Raw genomic sequence first — 21,056 nt, forward strand, 5'->3', positions numbered from 1 at the left:
ACGCCGCTATTTTCCAGAGCTTGGCGAATCACCCTTTGTTGTGCTAGGCCATTAGGAGCAGTTAGACCGCTGCTGCGACCATCTTGGTTAACCGCACTACCACGAAGGGTAGCCAAAATCCGGTCTTTGTCTTTAATCGCATCTGATAGCCGCTTGAGGACAACCACCCCGCACCCTTCAGCACGGACATAGCCATCAGCCGAAGCATCAAAAGTCTTACAACGACCATCAGGTGCAAGCATTCGGGCTTTCGATAGAATAACATTAACCTCTGGCAAAGCCTGTAGATTAACGCCGCCAACCAGAGCTAAATTACACTCATGGTTGCGGAGACTGGCTAGAGCTAAATGAACTGCAACCAACGAAGAAGAACAAGCCGTATCCACCGCCAAACTAGGCCCCGTTAAACCAAGAAAATAAGACAACCTTCCAGCCGCCGCATTACTTGTATTACCTGTACCCTGGTAAGCATCAATCTCTGCTATTTCTCTCTTCAACAACCGATGTAAATAATCATTACCAGTTACCCCAACAAACACACTAGTTTGACTACCAACCAAAGTATCCGGTTTAATCGCCGCATTTTCCAGAGCTTCCCAACTTACCTCCAACAGCAGACGTTGTTGCGGATCGAGGGTAAGAGCTTCTCTGGGTGAAATGCCAAAAAACTGAGCATCAAACTCCTCTAATCGATCGATAAACCCGCCATAGCGAGCATACATTTTTCCCGGAGCATTTGGGTCCGGGTCGTAGAAAGCCTCAATATCCCAGCGATTTGGGGGAATTTCGCTAATAGCATCTACACCATTGCTTAAGAGTTCCCAGAAAGCTTCTGGAGAATTAGCACCTCCCGGAAATCTGCAACCCATACCGACAATAGCCAGCGGTTCTTTTTTGGACTTTTCCATCGCCTCAAGCTGAGACTTCATCTCCTTGAGTTCTAGGAGTGCCTTCTTCATTAAAGTTTGACGGTCTGTGTTGGTATTCATTACTTCTTACCTTCATCAATAAGGGCTAATTCTTCTGCAAGCAACTGTTCGATTTCACTTTCCGATAGTTCATCAAGATCGGTTAATAAATCAGAACTTGGTTGGCTAGGATCTTGGTTAGTGCGATCGCGCAGCGTTGCGTAAGCAGTATCGCTTGCTAGTTCAATAGAAAGGATGTCTTTAGCTAAATAATCAGCCAATACTTTGACGCATGGATAATCAAAACTCAAGGTAGCGGGTAAAGAACAAGCTAAAGATTTTTGCAAACGGTTGCGTAACTCTACAGCCATCAACGAATCCATCCCTAACTCAAAAAACCCTTGTTCGAGTTCTAGTGTTGATAGTTTCCGACCCAACACTTGACCTACTTCCTTGGTTATGCGATCGATTACTAATTGGTAACGTCGATCGATTTTAGTTGCTTCTAATTGAGCCAGAAATTCGGATTTTTGAATCGGTTTAGCTAAGTTGAAATTAGCATAGAATGGCGATAAGTTAGTTGATTGCTTAATAAATTCTGACCATTTTATAGGTAAGACTGTCACCTGTCTAGAAGTTTGAGTCAATAATTGCTTTAACACAACTAATCCTTGTTGGGGAGCAATCAAACTAATACCCATTGTTTGCAGTCGCTCTACCTCCCGACGATCGACTTTTTCTATCATTCCTACCTCTGACCAAGCTCCCCAGTTAATACTTAACCCTGGTAAATTTAATGAGGAGCGATAATGAGCCATTGCATCCAGAAAAGCATTAGCCGCTGCATAATTTGCCGTCCCCGCAGAACCCAAAATACATGATATTGAAGAGAACAACACGAAGAAATCTAAAGCTAAGTCTTGGGTAAGGCGATGCAAATTCCAGGTTCCGCTGACCTTGGGTGCAAACACTTTAGCAAATAGTTGCCATTGTTGCTCTAATATCCGTCGGTTATCTACCACACCAGCCGCATGAATAATACCCTTTAGCGGTGGCATGGTGCTGTTAATTTGACTGATTAAAGCGGCGACTTCCGCTTCTATTGATATATCTGCTTGAATCACCATCACCTGAGTTCCCATCTCTTCAAGTTGGTTGATAGTAGCTCTTGTTGTTTCCTTGGGATGGCTACGTCCTATTAATACCAAATGTTTGGCTCCCTGCTCTACTAGCCATTGTGCAACTAATAAACCAATTCCTCCCATTCCTCCTGTGATTAAGTAGGTAGCATCGGCTTTAATATTTAGAGATTGTTTGACAATTTTCTCCTGTTTTATGATTCGGTTCACATACCGTTTTCCATTGCGAAAAGCAATCTGATTTTCATTACTTGTTGACGGTTGAAAACCAATTTCTCTGAAGAGGTTTTCTACATTGCGATCGTCTTCTGGGTCTAAATCCACTAATCTACAATTAAGTTCTGGATGCTCATTGTTAATTACTCTTCCTAATCCCCATAAGGTTGATTGAGCTACTCCAGTTATCTTAGATGTTTCACCTATTGCTTGTACTCCTTTGGTTACTAGCCATAAGTTTGGGGGATGAGAAAATCCTTGATTAGCTATTGATTGAACCAAATATAAAACTCCTTCACATCCGATTTGTGAGGCTATTTCTAATTCTCTTAGAGTTAGGTTTTTGGGTTCAATTGCATTTAAGCTCCAGAGATAAACTATTCCGTTAATGGGAATTTGGTTTTCCTGTAGTAGCCGTTTATAGTCTTGAAAATTACTTGGGTTGATGGTAATTTCTTGTTCTGATATTTGTTTATATTCTGTTCCTGGGAAAACTAGGATACAGGTTTTGAAAAGCGAACTCCATAACTTAGTTAATTCCTGAGCAATGCCTCGATCGTCTGCAAATATTAGCCAATTTTCCAGTGAATTTTGGCTGTCTTTGGGCGCGATTTCTTGTATTTTTTCTTGCTGTTGCCATACTAATTCGTAGCACCATTCTTGATTTTCTTGTGGTACTAGATGTTGCTGATGTTCTTTGACTAAAGCTGTTAATATTTCCGGTAATAATTTCATCTGTTCGGCTGAGAATTTTCCGGCTTTTTGCAATATCTCGATTAATTCTTCTGTATTTCCTTTAGCTAAAAAGTTGGTAATAGGAGTTTGGCTATTTTCTGGTGAGCCAAATTCAGCTTGCTGATATTGAGTTGCTGTATTTTCAATCCAATAACGTTCTCTTTGAAAGGGATAGTTGGGTAAGATAACTTTCTTTCCGGGGTAGTCTCGGTGAAATCCTGACCAATCTATTGTGATTCCTGCTTCATATAATGAGGCTAAACTTGTTAGTAACTGTTGCCATTCGGGGGTTTGCGATCGCACTGAAGCCAACCACAAACCTGTGTTTTCTGGTAAACACTCTCGCCCCATTCCTAATAATATTGGTTTTGGCCCAATTTCGACAAATATTTCATATTCCAACTCATCCAATGTTTCCATACTCTTGGCAAACTGCACTGGTTGAATAATATGATTTACCCAATATTGTGCTGTGGCGATGTTTATTGAAGCTAGTTGTCCGGTGACGTTGGAAATTATCGGAATTTGGGGTTGATTGTAAGTAATACTATTAGCTATTTGCTCAAATTCTTTGAGCATTGGTTTCATTAATGGGGAATGGAAGGCGTGAGAAACTTGTAATTGTTTGGTTTTGATTCCTGCTTTTGTAAATTGCTCAACTATGGCTTCGATCGCAGAGCTTGCTCCTGATATCACCGTGCTTTGCGGGCTGTTGATGGCTGCGATCGCTACTTTATCGCCATAATCTGCAATTATTGATTTAACTTTTTCAACTGATGCCATCACTGAAACCATCTCACCACCTGAAGGCAATTGTTGCATTAATTTTCCGCGATGAGCAATCAGTTTTAATCCTTCTTCTAAGCTAAATACTCCGGCTACACAAGCTGCTACATATTCACCAACGCTGTGTCCCATGACTATGTTTGGTGCAATACCCCAAGATTTCCATAGTTGATATAGGGCATATTCGATCGCAAATAATGCAGGTTGAGTATAAGCGGTTTGATTTAACCTTTCCGCTTCATTTTCCGGGGCATAAATTATGTCTAATAATGACTTTTCTAGATAGGTCAGCAGAATTTCATTGCATTGTTCTAAGGTTTGGCGGAAAATCGGTTGGGTGTCGTAAAGTTGACGACCCATATTGATGTATTGCGAACCTTGTCCGGTGAATAAAAAGGCTATTTTCGATGGTTTTTTGGGCAGGTTATCTCCAGGTTTTAAATCTCTTAATTGCTCGATTAATTGTTCTTTTGACTCAGCAATCAACGCTAGACGATATGGAAAATGTTCCCTACCTGTGTTGGCTGTGTAGCAAATATCTGCTAGTAGCAAATCTGAGTTAGTTTGAATGTAATTTTGATAGCGAGAAACTAACTCCTCTAAAGCTGATGCTGTCTTTGCCGATAGGGTAAAAAGATGTAAGGAACGTTCAACTGATGGGGTGAGAGGTTCAAGTTTTGGGGCTGACTCCAACACTATATGAGCATTAGTACCGCTAATACCAAAAGAACTAACTCCTGCTAATCGGGAATTTTCTGTAGTAGCCCAAGACATTTTATTTTGAGGCACCATCACAGGCAAATTTTCCCAATCAATATGGGGATTGGGTTTTTGAAAGTGCAAATGTGGCGCGATTTCTTGGTGCTGCAATTGCAACACTACCTTGATCAACCCAGCTATTCCCGCAGCCGATTCTAAGTGTCCAATATTAGTCTTCACCGAAGCAATAGTTAGGGGTTGGTCTTTAGAACGATAATTACCAAATACCTGAGCCAGCGATCGCACTTCTATAGGATCTCCCAAAGAAGTACCCGTACCATGAGCCTCAATATAGCTGATTTGATGCGGTTCTACGCCGCTATTTTCCAAAGCTTGACGAATTACCTTTTGTTGTGATGGCCCATTAGGAACAGTCAGACCACTGCTGCGACCATCTTGGTTAACCGCACTACCTCGAATGGTAGCCAAAATCCGGTCTTTGTCTTTAATCGCATCTGAGAGCCGTTTGATTACAATCATCCCACACCCCTCAGCACGGACATAGCCATCAGCGGAAGCATCAAATGCTTTGCAATGACCATCAGGTGCAAGCATTCGGGCTTTTGATAAGTTAATGCTAAATTCTGGTGCAAGTAGCAGGTTAACTCCGCCAACTAGAGCTAGATTACATTCATGGTTGCGGAGACTGGCTAGAGCCAAATGAACTGTAACCAACGAAGAAGAACAAGCTGTATCCACTGCCATGCTAGGCCCGGTTAAACCGAGAATATAAGACAACCGCCCAGCGGCGACACAATGAATATTACCTGTACCTTCGTAAGCATCTATCTGGGTTGTTCTTCTGTTAAACAACCGATGTAAATAATCATTAGTAGTCATACCAACGAACACACCAGTTTGACTACCAACTAGGGTCTTGGGTTCGATCGCAGCATTTTCCAGAGCCTCCCAACTTACTTCCAATAGTAGACGTTGTTGCGGATCGAGCGAGAGAGCTTCTCTGGGTGAAATGCCGAAAAACTGAGCATCAAATTCCTCTATTTGATTGACAAACCCGCCATAGCGAGCATACATTTTTCCCGGAGCGTCTGGATCTGGGTCATAGTAAGCGTTGATATCCCAGCGATTTGGAGGAACTTCGGAAATCGCATCTACGCCATTACATAATAATTCCCAGAAAGCTTCTGGAGAGTTAGCACCTCCGGGAAATCGGCAAGCCATACCGACAATAGCCAGCGGTTCTTTTTGGCTCTTTTCGATCGCATTAAACCCTGCTGAAGGGGTTAGGGGATAGGGGTTAGGTGTTAGGGAGGAAGTTTCCCCAACCCCCAACCCCCAACCCCCAACCCCTTCATCAAGGGCGGTTTCAATGGAAAGGACATCTTTGGCGATATAATCAGCCAACACTTTGACGCATGGATAATCAAAACTCAAAGTAGCGGGTAAAGAGCAAGCAAAGGACTTTTGCAGACGGTTGCGTAATTCTACAGCCGTCAGTGAATCCATCCCTAAGTCAAAAAATCCTTGTTCGAGTTCTGGTGTTGATAGTTTTCGACCCAATACTTGACTTACTTGCTCGGTTACGCGATCGATTACTAATTGGTAGCGCTGACCAACATTAGTTGCTTCTAATTGGGCGCTAAACTCAGATTGTGGCACTTTTTTCGCATAATTATCTATAAAATTAGCGAAAAATGGCGATACATTAGTTAAGCGGCTAATATATTTTGACCAATCCATAGCTAAGACTGTCACTTGAGCAGAAGATTGGTTTAATAATTGTTGGAGTGTTGCCAATGCTTGTTTGGGAGCTATTGGATTAATACCCATTGTTTGCATTCGCTCTACTTCTCGACTATTCAATTGTGCTACCATCCCTACTTGTGACCAAGGGCCCCAGTTAATACTCAACCCTGGTAAATTTAATGACCTGCGATAATGAGCCAGAGTATCGAGAAAGGCATTAGCCGCTGCATAATTTGCTGTACCCGCATAACCAAGTATGGTTGCAACCGAAGAAAACAACACGAAGAAGTCCAAATCTAAGTCTTGGGTAAGGCGATGCAAATTCCAAGCGCCGCTGACCTTGGGTGCAAATACTTTAGCAAATAGTTCCCATTGGTGGTCTAATAGCAGTCGATCGTCAAATACACCAGCCGCATGAATAATACCTTTTAGCGGTGGCATGGTGGTATTAATTTGATTCAGCAATGAGGCGACTTCCGCTTCTATTGATATATCTGCTTGCAGCGCTACCACCTGTGCTCCCAAGGCTTCGAGTTGGTTGATGGTGGCTTTTGCTGTTTCCTTGGGTAGGCTACGCCCTACTAATACTAGGTTTTTTGCTCCCTGCTCTACCAGCCATTGCGCTACTAATAATCCTACTCCTCCCAATCCGCCTGTAATCAGGTAGGTGCGATCGGCTTTTACAGGTAGCGATCGTTTGACAATTTTCTGCTGCTGTGCTATTCGGTTTACATACCGTTTTCCACTGCGAAAAGCGATCTGATTTTCACTACTGGTTGACTGCTGGGAATAAATTTCTCCAAAGAGGTTCTGTACATTGTAATTTTCTTCTATGTCTAAATCTATCAATCTACAGTTAAGTTCTGGATGCTCGTTGCTAATTACTCTTCCTAATCCCCAGATAGTTGATTGGGCTACTCCAGCTAGTTTTTCTCCTGGATTTACTGGTTGCGCTCCTTTGGTTACTAGCCATAATTGTGGAGGATGGGAAAATCCCTGATTAGCTATTGATTGAACTAAATATAAAACTCCTCCACATCCAATTTGTGAGGCTATTTCTAATTCTGTTAAAGTTATGTTTTTGGGTTCAATCGCATTTGAGCTCCAGAGATAAACGATTCCTTTAATGGGAATTTGGTTTTCCTGTAGTAGCCGTTTATAGTCTTGGGAATTACTTGGATTGATGGTGAATTCTTGTTTTGATATTTGTTTATATTCTGCTCCTGGGAAAACTAAGATACAAGTTTTGGCTGCCGAATGAGATAATTTACTTAATTGTTGACTAATTCCTTGATTGTCAGCAAAAATTAGCCAGTTTTCTGGTTTGGTTTTGGTTTGTTTGCGCGAGTTTTGTTCTGTTCTTTCTTGCTCTTGCCATACTAATTCGTAGCACCATTTTTGATTTTCTAGTAAACCAAATTCATCTATTTGATAGGGAGTTGCTACACTTTCAATCCAATAACGTTCTCTTTGGAAGGGATAGTTGGGTAAAGTTACTTTGTTTCCAGGATAGTCCCGATAAAATCCTGACCAATCTATTGTGGCTCCTGCTTCATATAATGCGGCTAAACTGCTGAGTATTTGTTGCCATTCTGGAGTAGAAGATCGCACTGAAGCCAACCACAAACCTGTATTTTCTGGTAAACACTCTCGCCCCATTCCTAATAATATTGGTTTCGGCCCGATTTCGACAAATATTTCATATTTTAATTCCTGTAATGTGGTGATACTCTTGGCAAACTGCACTGGTTGAATAATATGATTTACCCAATATTGTGCTGTGGCGATATTTTCTTCTGCTAGGTTTCCGGTGATGTTGGAAATTATCGGAATCAGGGGTTGATTGTAGGTGATACTGTTAGCAAGAAGCTCAAATTCTGCCAACATTGGTTTCATTAATGGGGAGTGAAAGGCGTGAGAAACTTGTAGTTGTTTGGTTTTTATTCCTTCTTTTGTCAGTGCTTCGACGATAGCTTTGATGTCTTTGCTGTTTCCTGAAATGACGATGCTGTGTGGGCTGTTGATGGCGGCGATCGAGTAGCGATCGCCATAATCTGCAATTATTGATTTAACTTTTTCAACAGATGCCATCACTGAAACCATCTCACCACCTGAAGGCAATTGTTGCATTAATTTTCCGCGATGGGCAATCAGTTTTAATGCTTCTTCTAAGCTAAATACTCCGGCTACACAAGCTGCTACATATTCACCAACGCTATGCCCCATGACTATGTTTGGTACAATACCCCATGATTTCCACAATTGATATAGGGCGTATTCGATCGCAAATAAAGCAGGTTGTGTATAAGCGGTTTGATTTAAAGTTTCTGCTTCATTCTCCGGGGCATAAATTATGTCTAACAATGACTTTTCAAGATAAGGAAGCAGAATTTCATTGCATTGTTCTAAGGTTTGGCGGAAAATCGGTTGGGTGTCGTAAAGTTGACGACCCATATTTATGTATTGTGAGCCTTGTCCGGTGAACAAAAATGCTATTTTTGCGGCTTTGTTCTGGGGCTGATTTGGAGTTTTTACATCAGTTAGTTGCTCGATTAATTGTTTTTTAGACTCGGCAATAAATGCTAAACGGCGATCAAAATGTTCCCGTCCTGTATTCGCTGTGTAGCAAATATCTGCTAAAGAAACTTCAGGATTTGATATGAGATATTCTCGATAACGTTGTTGTAATTCGGTTAATGCTTGGTCATTTTTTGCGGAGAGAGCGAGTAAGTGAACTGGATGCTCAACTTGACTTTTTACTGGTGCGGTTTCTGGTGCTTCTTCTAAAATTACGTGAGCATTTGTTCCCCCAATTCCTAAAGAGTTTACCCCTGCACGTCGCGGACGATCGGAAGTTTGCCAATCTTTTAAAGTAGTGTTGACGTAAAAAGGTGTGTTGGGTAAATCTAACTGCGGATTTGGTTGTTCAAAATGTAGGCTGGGGGGAATTTGTTTATGGTAGAGTGAGAGAACGGTTTTGATAAATCCGGCGATGCCAGCGGCGTTTTTCAAATGACCGATGTTGGTTTTAACTGAACCTATACCACAAAAGTTTTTTGCTTGGGTGCTGGCACGAAATGCTTGAGTTAATCCTGCAATTTCAATGGGATCTCCCAGTGGGGTTCCGGTTCCGTGTGCTTCGATGTATCCTATAGTTTCGGGGTCAATTTGGGCTATTGAAATTGCTTGTGTCACCACAGATGTTTGCCCATCGCTATTGGGAGCCATGTAGCTAACTTTTGATGCCCCATCGTTATTAATAGCGGAACTTTTGATAACTGCATAGATGCGATCGCCATCTGCTAGTGCATCATCCAATCGTTTCAAGAGCACCATTCCCGCACCACTACCAAAAATAGTCCCCTGAGCACGGGCATCAAACGCCCGACAATGCCCGTCTGGTGTAACTATCATTCCCTCTTGATACAAATGACCAACTTTTTGTGGTACATCAACTGACACTCCACCTGCTAAAGCCATGTCACTTTCGCCACTCAGTAAGCTGGCGCACGCTATATGAACTGTTACTAAAGATGTTGAGCAAGCAGTTTGCACATTTACACTTGGGCCTGTAAGGTTGAGTTTGTAAGAAATTCTGGTGGTGAGGTAATCTTTATCATTGCCTACCATCATTTGCAAACCACCCATTGAGTCTACTGTGGTGACTTGCAAGTTATCATTAATATCGAGATTGTGGCGGTTGGGATAAATATTATTTAGTAAGTAGGTGTTCATGAGGGCACCTGCATAAATGCCGATCGCGCCATCATATTTAAAAGGATTATACCCCGCATCTTCTAAACTTTCCCAGGCACATTCCAGCAAAAGACGTTGTTGCGGGTCCATTAATTCGGCTTCTCTGCTACTATAACCAAAAAAGTCAGCATCAAAGGTTTCTATGTCTGATAATATTGGTTTGGCTTTGACGTAGTTGGGGTTTTTCACTACTTTTGGATCTATCCCAGCAGCAATTACTTCTTCATCGCTGAAAAAGGAAATCGATTCTACACCATTGACTAAATTTTGCCAAAATTCATTAACGTTGTTCGCACCGGGAAAACGACAGGACATTCCAATTACGGCAATATCTGAATTACCAACACTGTGGCGAGAATTGCGAAATTGAGCGCGTTTTTGACCTTGTTTTACTGATGATGATTCGGTTTGTTGATTTGATGTAGAAACGTTATATATAACGTCTCTACAGTATTTGGCTAAAGTGCTGATACTAGGGTAGTTAAACAGATCCACTATCGACAGTGGAATCGAGAATAATTCCTGTAACTTACTTTGAACTTGCACCAAAAGTATTGAGTATCCGCCTAGCTCAAAGAAGTTTTCATGAATGCTGATTTCTGGTAATTTTAAAATTTCTTGCCAAATTTTGGCGATTTGAGTTTCTATTTCGGTTACGGGTAATGTAGCTTGGTTTGTCTGTTGATTTAAATCACCTTTAATCAGTTTTTCTCGGTCAATTATGCCAGTTTTAGTTAACGGCATTTGCGGTAATTGTACCAAGCTACAAGTTGTGGGTCTACCCAAGCGATCGTTGATTACCCAATCAGAGGTAATCTCTAGGGAAATTTTACTTTTTGCCGTAAAATAGCCTGTTAGTTTCTCTAATGAATAAGTGGATTCTACATATTTACGAATATGTCGGTTACTCCCATCTAATCCGATTAACATAATGGTCTGATTATGGCGTAACCCAATGAGCAAGGAGTACCATGCTTGTTGTGTACTTATGGCGCAGTAGCCTTTAGTTTGCGCTAACTTTCCTCGTTGATAGTCTTGGCTAATCCCAATGCCGTCCCAAAGACTCCAACTAAAACAATAGCTTTTTACTCCACACTTAGTTCGCTGATAATGTGTAAAACTCTCTAAAAATTGATTGGCTGCCACATACGCGCCTACCGTTGCACCGCCTAAGAAGCTAATTACAGAAGCGAAGTTGATGAATATTGCTTCCGGGTTGTCTTTGATTAGTTGATTAAGTACCCAAGTTCCGCTAACTTTGGCTTTTAAGGCTGTTGACCAAGTTTGGGGGGTTTCTTCCAGCAGCGATCGCTCTTGATAACTCCCAGCTAAATGGAGTATACCATCTAGTTGACAATTCCAACGACTTTTGGCTTCTTGAATTATTTCTTGCAACCGAGGTAAATCACAGACATCAACTGCTTCATAACTAATTTCTCCTCCCAGTTGCGTTAGTTCTTGATAGGTAGCAATTTTTGGTGATGTTGCCTCTGTAATGGGGGTTCTACCAATTAATAAAAGTTTGGCTTTATACTGTTTGAGTAAATTTTTAGCAATTTCTCCTCCCACGCCTCCTAAACCGCCGCTAATTAAATACATTCCTCCTGGTTTAAAGGTAATTTCTTGGTGATTTTCTGAGGAGAATTCCACTGTTTCTAAGCGGGGAACCCATCTTTTTCCTTGGCGATATGCTACTTCCGTTTCTTTGGATAATACCTGGATTTCTTGGAGCAGGCGATCGGCGTTTACGATCGGTTCATCTATTGTTAAATCTATCTGGCGAGTCCTTAAATTGGGAATTTCTGGTTCAATGGCTTTGATTAAGCCAATTACAGGCGTTTTTTGATAGGCAATTTGATCATCCGGTGAGATGAATTGACTATGACTTGAAGCTACTAATAACTGAATATTTTGGTGATTTTTTTGGGTTTTAGCTAAGGCTTTTATCAAGTGAAGTAGACTGTAAACCCCGGAACTTTGAGCTTTTTCTAATGATTCTAAGCTGGTAATTTCTTCCAAACAATTGTCATAAGTCCAAAGATGGAAAATTTGATTGATTTCCCGGTTTTGGGCAGTTAATTCAGATAGTAATTCCTGATAGTGTTCGGGATTGTTTGGGTCGATTTTATAATGGTTAGAATCGATTTGTTCCCAGTCTATTCCGGCTTCTATTCCTACATAAGTATGACCTATTTTTTCTAATTGTTTAGCTAAACATTCTCCTAATCCCAACTGGTCTAAAAAGATGAGAATGTTGCCTGGTTTGATGGCGGGTATGAGGTTTGTTGGTTGTTTCGATCGCCAAGTCCGACGATAAAACCAATTTGGTAGTAGGTGAGGATTTTCTAAGTTAATTCCTAGTTGTTGAATTATACTATCAAATTCACCTGCGGCAAAGCGTTTGGCTAATTGCGATCGCTGAATCTTGCCTATATCTGTCTTGGGAATTGCTTCTTTGCTAACCGGAATAATATAATTTGGATTTACTCCCACATTTTTGACTACTGCACCCCGAATCTTCTTTAATAAGTTTTTTAGTTTGGTTCGATCGGAGTCTTGAGAATTAAAAAAGATGGCTAATTGATCGGCATTATTTCCAGAAATTTGCACGGCACAAGCGGCTGTATAGGAAACTTCTACACCTTCGATTTCTTCAACCACCGATTCGATTTCATGGCTATAATAGTTAATTCCATTAATAATAATGTCGTCTTTATCTCTGCCTGTTAAAATAATTCTTCCTGATTTTATATAGCCGAGATCTCCAGTATTAAACCATCCGTCTGAGGTAAATGCTTCTTGATTTTTTTGCGGATTTTGATAGTACCCTGAAGTTACTGAAGGCCCTTTGACTTGAAATTTCCCAATTACTCCTTCGCCAACTATTTGATTATTTTCATCGACAATCCTGATTGAGGCTCCCGGAATTGGTTGCCCTAGTTCTACAAATGACATTTCATCTGATGAATTTTCTAAGGAAAAACTATCAGACCATGTTATTACTGAGCTAGTTTCTGACATCCCAAAAGCTGGACGAATAGCATTAGCTGGCAGACCATGAGGCTGGAGCAGTTTGAGAAAATTGCGTGCTGCTTTGGGAACTATTTGCTCACCACCATTTACTAAAAATCTCAAAGAAGATAAATCATAAGACCGTTGGTTAATCTCACTTGCTCGCTCATTAATCAGCGAAAAAGCAAAGTTTGGAGACCAGGAAATCGAGGCTTTATAGCGTTGAATCAACTCCAACCATCGCAGGGGATTTTGCAGAATATATTGTGTGGATACATGGATTTGCTGACAACCGATATCAACTGCCATCAATCCCAGAAGCACTATTGCACCCACGTGCTCTAGTGGCATCCAGTTAAAGAAGATATCTTGACTCGCAAGGTTGTTTTGGGCTGTGCCAGCAGTCATGCTTAACAGATTGCGATGATTTAGCATGACTGCTTTTGGAGTGCCTGTGCTACCTGATGTTAGTAATAGCAGTGCCAAATCTTCTGGCTGACTTTGATGAATTTGATTATCTGGTTCGTTCTGGCGTAAATTATCTATGGTTTCAATGGAAAAGTTGTTTTCATTTAATAATTTTGGCAATCCTTGAATACTGGGAGCTAATTTGGTACTGGTCAGAATTAGGGGGTGCTGTAACATTTTCCACCCATTGTGTAATTTACTGACGGCGTTGTTCACTTGTTCGTAGGTGGGGGCTATAGAAATCGGTACCGGAATAAATCCACCTAGTATGCAGCCCCAAAAGGCGGGAATAAAGTCTTGACTTCTATCAATTTGAAATATTATTTTATCTTGGGGTTTAACTCCTAATTTTCTTAATCCTGCTAAGATTTTTTGGGCATCTAATAATAAATTTTTATATGTTTGAATCGTCTCTGAACCATCGACATTAATATAAATTAGCTGTTTTTCGGGCCATTGAGCGGCGGTTTTTTCTAGAGCTTGTGATAGTGTTGCTGAGGCGTTCTTTTCTCGCTTGAGTTGTCCTCCATGACTGATTGATGGTTGGCTGTTGCTAGATTTAGTTGTCTGGTCAATTCGGGTTGGGGTTTCTTGAGTTGTAATATTTTTCCAGGTAGGAAGTATGTCTGATAGTTGCAGTGTTTCTTGGGGTTTGATTTGGGCTTGTCTTACTACTGCTACTTGCTCAACTTCTGGTATAGTCTGGATTTTTTCTCTCCATCTTTCTTCTAATTCATTGTCTGTTATTTCTAGTTGATTGAGTATGTTTCGATCGATCTCTCCTGATGGGGTTAATGGTAACGTTGAGATGGGGACGATCGCTTTTGGTACCTCTTCCTTTGGCAGGATTGTTTTTAGGTGATTTAATAGTGATTCAGTTGTAAATAAACCTGTTGGAACTACGTAAGCCACTAAGTCTTGTGGGCTTTTTTCTGTCTGCCACTCTAGTACTATACAATCTTCTACCATCTCACTTGCTTGAATAGCTAAGGCTGTTTCCTGATGATTGATTTTTCTTTGATTTGTATTAGCAGAATACTTATTATTATTTAACTGCATGAGCTTCTCACTTTTCTTTAGTTTTTCCAGAAGTTTAAGAAGTAACCGAAAAATGCACTAATTTGTGTCCCCAATCTTAACTATAATTTGGGGAAATTAATATTTTTTCGCGCAACATAGTTTTCTAAATTAGATTGTCGATCAGTTTAGTGAATTAGTCAATACAACAAAACTAAAAAAAAATTGTATTATTGTTAATAAATGGTTATAAATTTTTTTTGGTGATCTAGATCACATTCAACAGTCACTCTTTGCTCTGCTTTATGAACGATCGAGAATCCACATTGATTTTGTAATAGATTTATATTTTTCATGGGATGCACCTTGAGAATTTAAACAATTTTTTAGCCTGAATTCTACAGTCTTAACCATTTCAACACTTTGGGATCTTTGTTGTAGTAGTAGACTACGCCATCTTTAGTTGTCACAGTTTTACGTTGACTTGCCATACTTCTAATACTACTGATTTGATAATCTGTTAATTGCTGCATTTCCTTATGGGACAAGCCTGCATTTGAGCTAACTTCTGCTGAGATTTCGCCGATATTTTGAGAGGAAATTTGAGGAGAATTTGCTGGGCTAATGACTGAGATTTCAACAATGTTTTGGGCTGGAATTTCAGGAGGATTATCTGAGCTAATTTCTTCAGATTTTTTTGCCATATTTTGAGTGGAAATTTCAGGAGGATTATTTATGGTGTTTTGAGAATTTTCTGGGGGAGGAATGACGATCGCTTTTTGCCGCTGATAATCAGACATGGAGACGAGTCGCCATTTAGAATTGTCAGTTAATTCCAATACCCAGCTATGATAATTAAACAGGCTTTCTCGATGTCCTACACTGATAAAAGTTGCCTGACTTTGTTGTAATTGTTCATATAAATTTCCTTCATTTTTTAAATCTAAAGCACTAGTGGCTTCATCTAATATGGTGAAACGGGGACGACTCACTACCAATCGTGCAAAAGCAAGGCGTTGTTGTTCTCCCAAAGATAAGATATTTTCCCAAGGAACTTCTTTATCAAAACCTTGGATTCGTGGCAGTAAATTTTGCAAATTAACTTCTTCTAAAACTGCTTCGAGTTCTCGATCGCTCATTTCACGAGTAGTGTGAGGATAAAGTAACTGATCGCGCAAACTGCCCAAAATAATATAAGGACGTTGCGGTAAAAATAACATATCTTCTAAAGGAGGTCGAACTAAACGACCTGTTCCAGCATTCCACAGACCTGCGATCGCACGCAATAAAGAACTTTTCCCTCGTCCACTAGGCCCAACAATTAATAAACCTTCTCCTGGCTGTACCGTGAGTGATAACTTTTCCACGATCACCTGTTCGTAGTCAGGCGTTTCTAGGGTGACATTTTCAAAAGCCAAACGGTTATCTTCGATTGTTTTAATAGTACTGACATTCTCTGGCTGTTTAATCACTGCGTCCAACGCATTTGTAAACTCAGCTAAACGATCGATATAACTATTAAGTCTTCCTGAAGTACCAAATTCGGCAATTAATTCTGCCACAGCACCTGAAAAAAAATTGCAAGCTATACTAGCCTGACTAATTTCGCCAAAATCAATTTCACCTTTTAGGTGTAATGACCCGAATATGATCAGGGGAAAGATTTGGAGAACTGCTTGATATCCTCTGTTGAAAAAATCCTGATTTCTCTCCCAATTAATTTTGCGTTGGGTAGTTTGAAAAATATTCTTAAATCTTCGCATTACTATATTTAATTCTTTGTCTTCTCCCTGAAAAAAAGCTATTGACTCTGCATGATTACGAATATGAGTTAGGCTGTAAGTATAGTCTGCTTCAAATCCAATTTGATCTTTATTAATCTTATTCAATTCTTGAGTCAAGTAAAGAGCAATTAAATTGCCTACTACAGTATAAATAACCACTATAACTGCCACCCATCGGGAAAGCGACCAAAGAATTACTAGAAAAACGGACATTTCCAGCACTTTTTCTAGGAAAACAGCTGAAAAGCTAAGAGCATTCTTTGTCAGGGGTGAGAGTTCTTGGGATATCCTTTGATCTGGGTTATCAACATCGGATTTAAAGTTGATTTTATAATAAGCACGATTGCTCAAATATTTTTCTAAAATATGATTATTTAACCATTGATACCAATCAAGAGCGATTTGTTTTCTAACAAATTTAGAAAATCCTACTAATAAAGTTATACCGACTAGAACAGCAACGAAAAGCCATAACGTATCAATAAATTTATTGACATCTTTATCTTTAATAATGACATCTATTAAATAGCGATAAACGAAGGAATTAAAAGCATTTATACCCACAAGCAGGGCGATTAATACTATTAGGAGAACAAGCATTGCCCAGGAACGCATTACGGCTGAAAATGCTCTTCCTCCTGGCTGTGTTGGATACCAGTAAGGTGCTAATATCGCTCTAACATTTTGCCAAAATCCTGTAGAACTTAATGTAGAATTATTCGGTGAGTTTTGATCGATAGAAATTGTAGATTGCATATCTTAAGTTCAAATTTAGACTAGGGAAATTGACTTCGATCGTATTATACGGGAATATTGCATAGCAGTTAGGATCAGAAAATAAAGAATTAACATGGATACCAGATTCGTGGCCTTGAGTACTCTGATACTTGGACAAGGCGGACGATCATACAGTTGTTAAAGCAAGAGGGTAGCCTAGATGCCGAAACCCTCGCCTCCAGCTGCAACAGCTTGTACCGAACTGTGCGTAAGTAATAATTTTTACCATCCGCAACTTATTAATTACATAGGCATCTCGACAATTTCTCTGCTGCGTAGTTCGTACTGGCATCCCGTCCCTTCTGGATACCACAAATGTACACCACTAATGAAGAAGGCATTTTAAATAACTACGCTGTTGAACCCCCCGTAAGCTGTCACACATTTAAATCACTTATTAAGATTGCAGGGGAGCAGGGGGGCAGGGGGGCAGGGGAGAGAATTAGACGAATTTTTTTCTGTTTCCAAACAATCTAATTTAAATGCGAAACAGCTTATAATACTTTGCTGAATATCCATCAGTTGACCAACAGCAAAGTTATCTATTCCAAGGTGTTCTTTCGGTTCTGCTCGTTAGCTCGTTGATTTTGACAGCTTTTGCAGTTAGCTAAGAAAAATATCAATTAAAGTGAATAGCCCCTAACATAAAAAATCTTCTCAATATCAGCCTCAGCCTAAGAACTGAGGTTTTTGCTAATAGAAGTCTTACTAAATTGACTTTTCTCTGAGGGCGAGAATCGAAGTTGATCGCTCAGGGTTAATCATTGGTTATTTCTCGTTTGTGAAGAAATTTCTCTTCAATGGTGTAAAATAATTAGGAAAATTGCTGTGTTTGGAGGACAGTGAATAGAACCATGAACAGAAGCATGAGATTCTGGTTCCCCCTGCTCGGTGTTGTCCTACTGGATTTGCTTGCCGTCTCTGGAAGGAGAGTCTTGGCTCAAGCCCAATCAGATGGTTCTGGCTATTCCTCCGTATTCTGTCAAGCTTATGCAAGAGACTTCGCAGAACGAAACGCCAGGGGCGGGCCTGTACAGGGGGCGGCACAGGGAGCAGCAGCGGGGGCGTTAGTTGGTGGGATCACAGGTGGCTGGCGTGGTGCCGGAACAGGTGCGGCTGTAGGTGCCACCCTGGGCGCGACCAGCACTGCACAAAAGGCCGGACAGGGAGCAGCAGTGGGTTCGACGGTTGGAGGGATCGCAGGTGGCTGGCGCGGTGCCGGAACAGGTGCGGCTGTGGGTGCCACCTTGGGCGCGATCAATAACACACCGCAAAAAGCGACAGATTTCAATAGCTTATTTCAAATTGCATATAACGAGTGCCGTCGGGGAATTATACGCTAAGGTTCATTTGTGATAACTGCCCAACGCTGCTTGCTTTTAACGAATTTGCACGGTTGTATGGTGTTAAGGAGGATATCGATAAATCATGAAGAAAATCCTGTGTGCCTTTGTGTTAACAATTACGATGGTGGGTGAACTTTCAATTAGTGCCGCATCCAGTCAAACAACTCCCAGGAATAGCAATAGGGATACAACGGTTGATCTAACAAAAGTGGACTGTCGATCGCTCCTAAAAATGGATGGAGAAGACCGGGATGCAATGGTGATGTTTCTGCATGGTTATATGAGTGGAAGAAACAACGAAACAGTAATTAATGTAGCAAACTTGACCGAAGCAACCAGCAAAATTGCGGAGTTCTGTATTGATAATCCGAATGCTTCTGTAATGTTGGCATTCCAGCGCCACCGAACAAAGTAGTGTTCTGTGTAGCTGTTACCAGGGGCAAACTAAACTGTAAAAGTATCGAGGCTTCAGCCGTGAGCTTCTGCCGAACGGTTTGGGTTTTTGGTTTAATGGGCAGCGATCGCTGCCCTGCACACCTTTGACACTCCTCGCCCTATAAGTGCGAGGATTCTTGGTTCACAGACTCACCATAACCTAACTAATTTCTTTAGGAAATCTAATGATTTAGCTACAATCAACCATTAGAAGGAGGATAAATTCCCCAATATTCAATATCCTGCTTACTCAGGATGCTTTGAGCGCGATCGATCTCTGCTTCTGAACCATCAACTATTACAAAATAATTGCCTGCTAGAAGTCGATCGCTATACACTCTCGCCTGTTCTTCGGGAATGCCTAAATCTATTAGAGATGATATTAAATTATTACTGACGACTGTTCCCATTGCCACGCCTCCCAAGTCAGCAAGGCTACTCCCAAGCTTCCTGCTGCTAAAACGGGGCCAATACCGGGCAATGCTAAACCGCTAAGTCCTACTAATAATGTTCCCCAAGTGCTACCTGTAGCAAGGTCGGAAACAACGGCTGTAGGAGAATTTACGTTTTGTTCGCCTACGCTATGGGTGGTTTTTGCACCACCTACGCGATCGCCTTTTTCTAAATCTTTAGCAATTATAGAAACTTTCTCCATTGGAAAGCCGGATTTTTTTAATTCAGTAAGTCCTATTTCTGCTGCTTCTCGGTTAGAAAATACTCCGAAAGCACGAGTTTTAGCGCTGATAGCCATTTTTTCCCCCGCTTTAATTTAAATCTTTTGGTTATTTTCTCTTCCCATTTTTGTGATTGTAGTTACATTTTTCATCAACCTAAAGAGGGGGAAAATTATCTTCAGATCCCCGACTTCTTGAAGAAGTCGGGGATCTAGACAACCTAACATTTAAAATTGCAATGTTCGATCCTTTTTTACCTGGGCTACTATTTCGTTTACCGGAAACTCCGTGCAAAATTGCTATAGTTCGGGCTTCTCGAATTGGTGATTTTGTTTGTGCTACTCCGGCTTTTCGGGCTATTAGAAATGCTTTTCCTTTGGCTGAGATTAGTTTAATTGCTATGCCTTTTTTGGGGGAATTAGTTGAACGATCGCCACAGATCGATCGCTTCATTCCTTTCCCCGGCTTTTTAGGGATGGCAGAACAGTTTTTTGACCCTCGAAAAGTGGTGGCATTTTTCCAGGAAATGCAAGCAGAACAATTCGATTTAGCCATCCAAATGCACGGTTCTGGAGTTTATTCTAATCCATTTACTTTAATGTTAGGTGCAAAAACAACTGCTGGGTTTGTTAGACCTGGAGATTTGGCAGGAAAATTAGATGCTGCTTTGCCGATCTCTGCAACACAAAACGAGGTACAAAAAGTTCTATCTTTGGTTAGATTTTTAGGTATTGAATCACAGGGCGAAACAACTGAATTCCCTCTTTGGATAGAAGATTTAGACGCAGCAGATATGCTGACTATCACAGCTACAAAACCTTTAATTGGACTGCATCCAGGGGCGAGGGAAGCTACTAAAAGATGGTCAGCAGATAAGTTTATTGCGGTGGGAAAGGCATTACAAAAGGAATTCGGCGGCACAATTATATTATTAGGTGGTGAAGAAGAAAGAGAAATTGCTGAGTTAATTGCGGTAAATATTGGTCAGGAAACCTTGAATTTAGCGGGGAAAACTTCGCTGCCAGAATTAGGTGCTATTTTGGCGCGATCGGCAATTTTAATTACTAATGATTCAGGCCCAGCACATATTGCTTATGCCCTTTCTACCCCGACAATTACTATATTTGGTGGGACAGATCCCCAAGTTTGGGGTTCTTTAAATACGGATATTCACAAGTTTTTATTACACAAAGTATCATGCCATCCTTGCGATCGCGCCACCTGTTCCGTAGGTTATCTCTGTTTGGAAGGTACAACAGTTACACAGGTTTTAGAAACAGCAAAGACACTTATCCAGAATGTACCAATCAAAGGAAAAATTTGAGCATTTACTTACCGCGATCTATTTACATTTTTGGTTACAATTGCCACCTTTAGTAACAAAAATTCAAGAATTGATCCTACATCTACCCTGCGATAGAGAGCATTGATCCCGGATTGGGCTGGATAATTGTGCCAGACGTAACTTTGGTTATTTCGCTACGGCAAGAAGGCGGAAGTCTAAAGGAATAACCATGAATAAAAGCGCAGATTAAAG

9 protein-coding genes and 1 pseudogene (1 of these 10 running past the window's edge) are annotated in these 21,056 nt (G+C 40.7%); 5 read left to right on the forward strand and 5 right to left on the reverse strand.

Going from position 1 to position 21,056, the window contains the following annotated elements; translation table 11 throughout:
* From ACE1CA_RS14305 to ACE1CA_RS14315, 3 genes are all read right to left on the reverse strand, one after another.
* On the reverse strand, positions 1–989 hold the beginning of the coding sequence (locus tag ACE1CA_RS14305; protein ID WP_486517875.1) for a MupA/Atu3671 family FMN-dependent luciferase-like monooxygenase. The gene continues 10,072 nt to the left of window position 1, outside the view; only the first 989 of its 11,061 coding nucleotides appear in the window; its start codon is at positions 987–989; its stop codon lies off the left edge, out of view.
* Positions 989–14,545 (reverse strand): SDR family NAD(P)-dependent oxidoreductase, encoded by a 13,557-nt coding sequence (locus ACE1CA_RS14310; protein ID WP_413278763.1) that lies wholly within the window; start codon positions 14,543–14,545, stop codon positions 989–991. The genes ACE1CA_RS14305 and ACE1CA_RS14310 overlap by 1 nt, the downstream gene beginning before the upstream one ends.
* Before the next feature lie 356 nt (positions 14,546–14,901).
* Positions 14,902–17,043 carry an ABC transporter ATP-binding protein/permease gene (locus ACE1CA_RS14315; RefSeq protein ID WP_413278762.1) on the reverse strand — a complete coding sequence of 714 codons (2,142 nt, stop codon included), beginning with the start codon at positions 17,041–17,043 and terminating at the stop codon, positions 14,902–14,904.
* 336 nt (positions 17,044–17,379) lie between these two features.
* Between ACE1CA_RS14315 and ACE1CA_RS14320 the strand changes: the two genes are divergently transcribed.
* The 4 genes and pseudogenes from ACE1CA_RS14320 to ACE1CA_RS14335 all read left to right on the forward strand — a co-directional run bounded on the left by ACE1CA_RS14320 (position 17,380) and on the right by ACE1CA_RS14335 (position 18,825).
* Positions 17,380–17,541: a hypothetical protein gene (locus tag ACE1CA_RS14320; RefSeq protein WP_486517877.1), complete on the forward strand. Its 162-nt coding sequence runs from the start codon at positions 17,380–17,382 to the stop codon at positions 17,539–17,541.
* Between the two features lie 74 nt (positions 17,542–17,615).
* Positions 17,616–17,675 (forward strand): annotated as a pseudogene (locus ACE1CA_RS14325) (hypothetical protein); the annotation flags it as partial.
* A 243-nt stretch (positions 17,676–17,918) separates the two neighbouring features.
* Complete coding sequence (locus ACE1CA_RS14330; protein ID WP_486517878.1) at positions 17,919–18,407, forward strand: hypothetical protein; 489 nt, start codon at positions 17,919–17,921, stop codon at positions 18,405–18,407.
* 85 nt (positions 18,408–18,492) lie between these two features.
* Positions 18,493–18,825, forward strand: a complete 333-nt coding sequence (locus ACE1CA_RS14335; protein ID WP_413278760.1) for an HdeA/HdeB family chaperone — start codon at positions 18,493–18,495, stop codon at positions 18,823–18,825.
* Positions 18,826–19,045: 220 nt separating this feature from the next.
* Here the strand turns inward: ACE1CA_RS14335 and ACE1CA_RS14340 are convergent, their stop codons facing one another.
* Complete coding sequence (locus ACE1CA_RS14340) at positions 19,046–19,255, reverse strand: hypothetical protein (protein WP_413278759.1); 210 nt, start codon at positions 19,253–19,255, stop codon at positions 19,046–19,048.
* The gene (locus ACE1CA_RS14345; protein ID WP_413278758.1) at positions 19,228–19,596 is read right to left on the reverse strand and encodes a general stress protein; all 369 of its coding nucleotides are present in this window, start codon (positions 19,594–19,596) and stop codon (positions 19,228–19,230) included. Before ACE1CA_RS14345 ends, ACE1CA_RS14340 begins: the two co-directional genes overlap by 28 nt.
* A 161-nt stretch (positions 19,597–19,757) precedes the next feature.
* Between ACE1CA_RS14345 and ACE1CA_RS14350 the strand changes: the two genes are divergently transcribed.
* Entirely contained in the window at positions 19,758–20,843 is a 1,086-nt protein-coding gene (locus ACE1CA_RS14350; protein ID WP_413278757.1) for a glycosyltransferase family 9 protein, read from the forward strand.
* The last annotated feature ends 213 nt before the right edge of the window (positions 20,844–21,056 follow it).

The sequence above is a fragment of the Floridaenema evergladense BLCC-F167 genome, assembly GCF_041929205.2.
In the GTDB taxonomy this organism is placed as follows: domain Bacteria; phylum Cyanobacteriota; class Cyanobacteriia; order Cyanobacteriales; family Aerosakkonemataceae; genus Floridanema; species Floridanema evergladense.

Excerpts from the sequence above, each read along its gene's own strand:
- ACE1CA_RS14310 (WP_413278763.1), bottom strand. The coding sequence starts at position 14,545 with ATGCAGTTAAATAATAATAAGTATTCTGCTAATACAAATCAAAGAAAA.
- ACE1CA_RS14315 (WP_413278762.1), bottom strand. The coding sequence starts at position 17,043 with ATGCAATCTACAATTTCTATCGATCAAAACTCACCGAATAATTCTACA.
- ACE1CA_RS14320 (WP_486517877.1), top strand. The coding sequence starts at position 17,380 with ATGTACACCACTAATGAAGAAGGCATTTTAAATAACTACGCTGTTGAA.
- ACE1CA_RS14330 (WP_486517878.1), top strand. The coding sequence starts at position 17,919 with ATGAACAGAAGCATGAGATTCTGGTTCCCCCTGCTCGGTGTTGTCCTA.
- ACE1CA_RS14335 (WP_413278760.1), top strand. The coding sequence starts at position 18,493 with ATGAAGAAAATCCTGTGTGCCTTTGTGTTAACAATTACGATGGTGGGT.
- ACE1CA_RS14340 (WP_413278759.1), bottom strand. The coding sequence starts at position 19,255 with ATGGGAACAGTCGTCAGTAATAATTTAATATCATCTCTAATAGATTTA.
- ACE1CA_RS14345 (WP_413278758.1), bottom strand. The coding sequence starts at position 19,596 with ATGGCTATCAGCGCTAAAACTCGTGCTTTCGGAGTATTTTCTAACCGA.
- ACE1CA_RS14350 (WP_413278757.1), top strand. The coding sequence starts at position 19,758 with ATGTTCGATCCTTTTTTACCTGGGCTACTATTTCGTTTACCGGAAACT.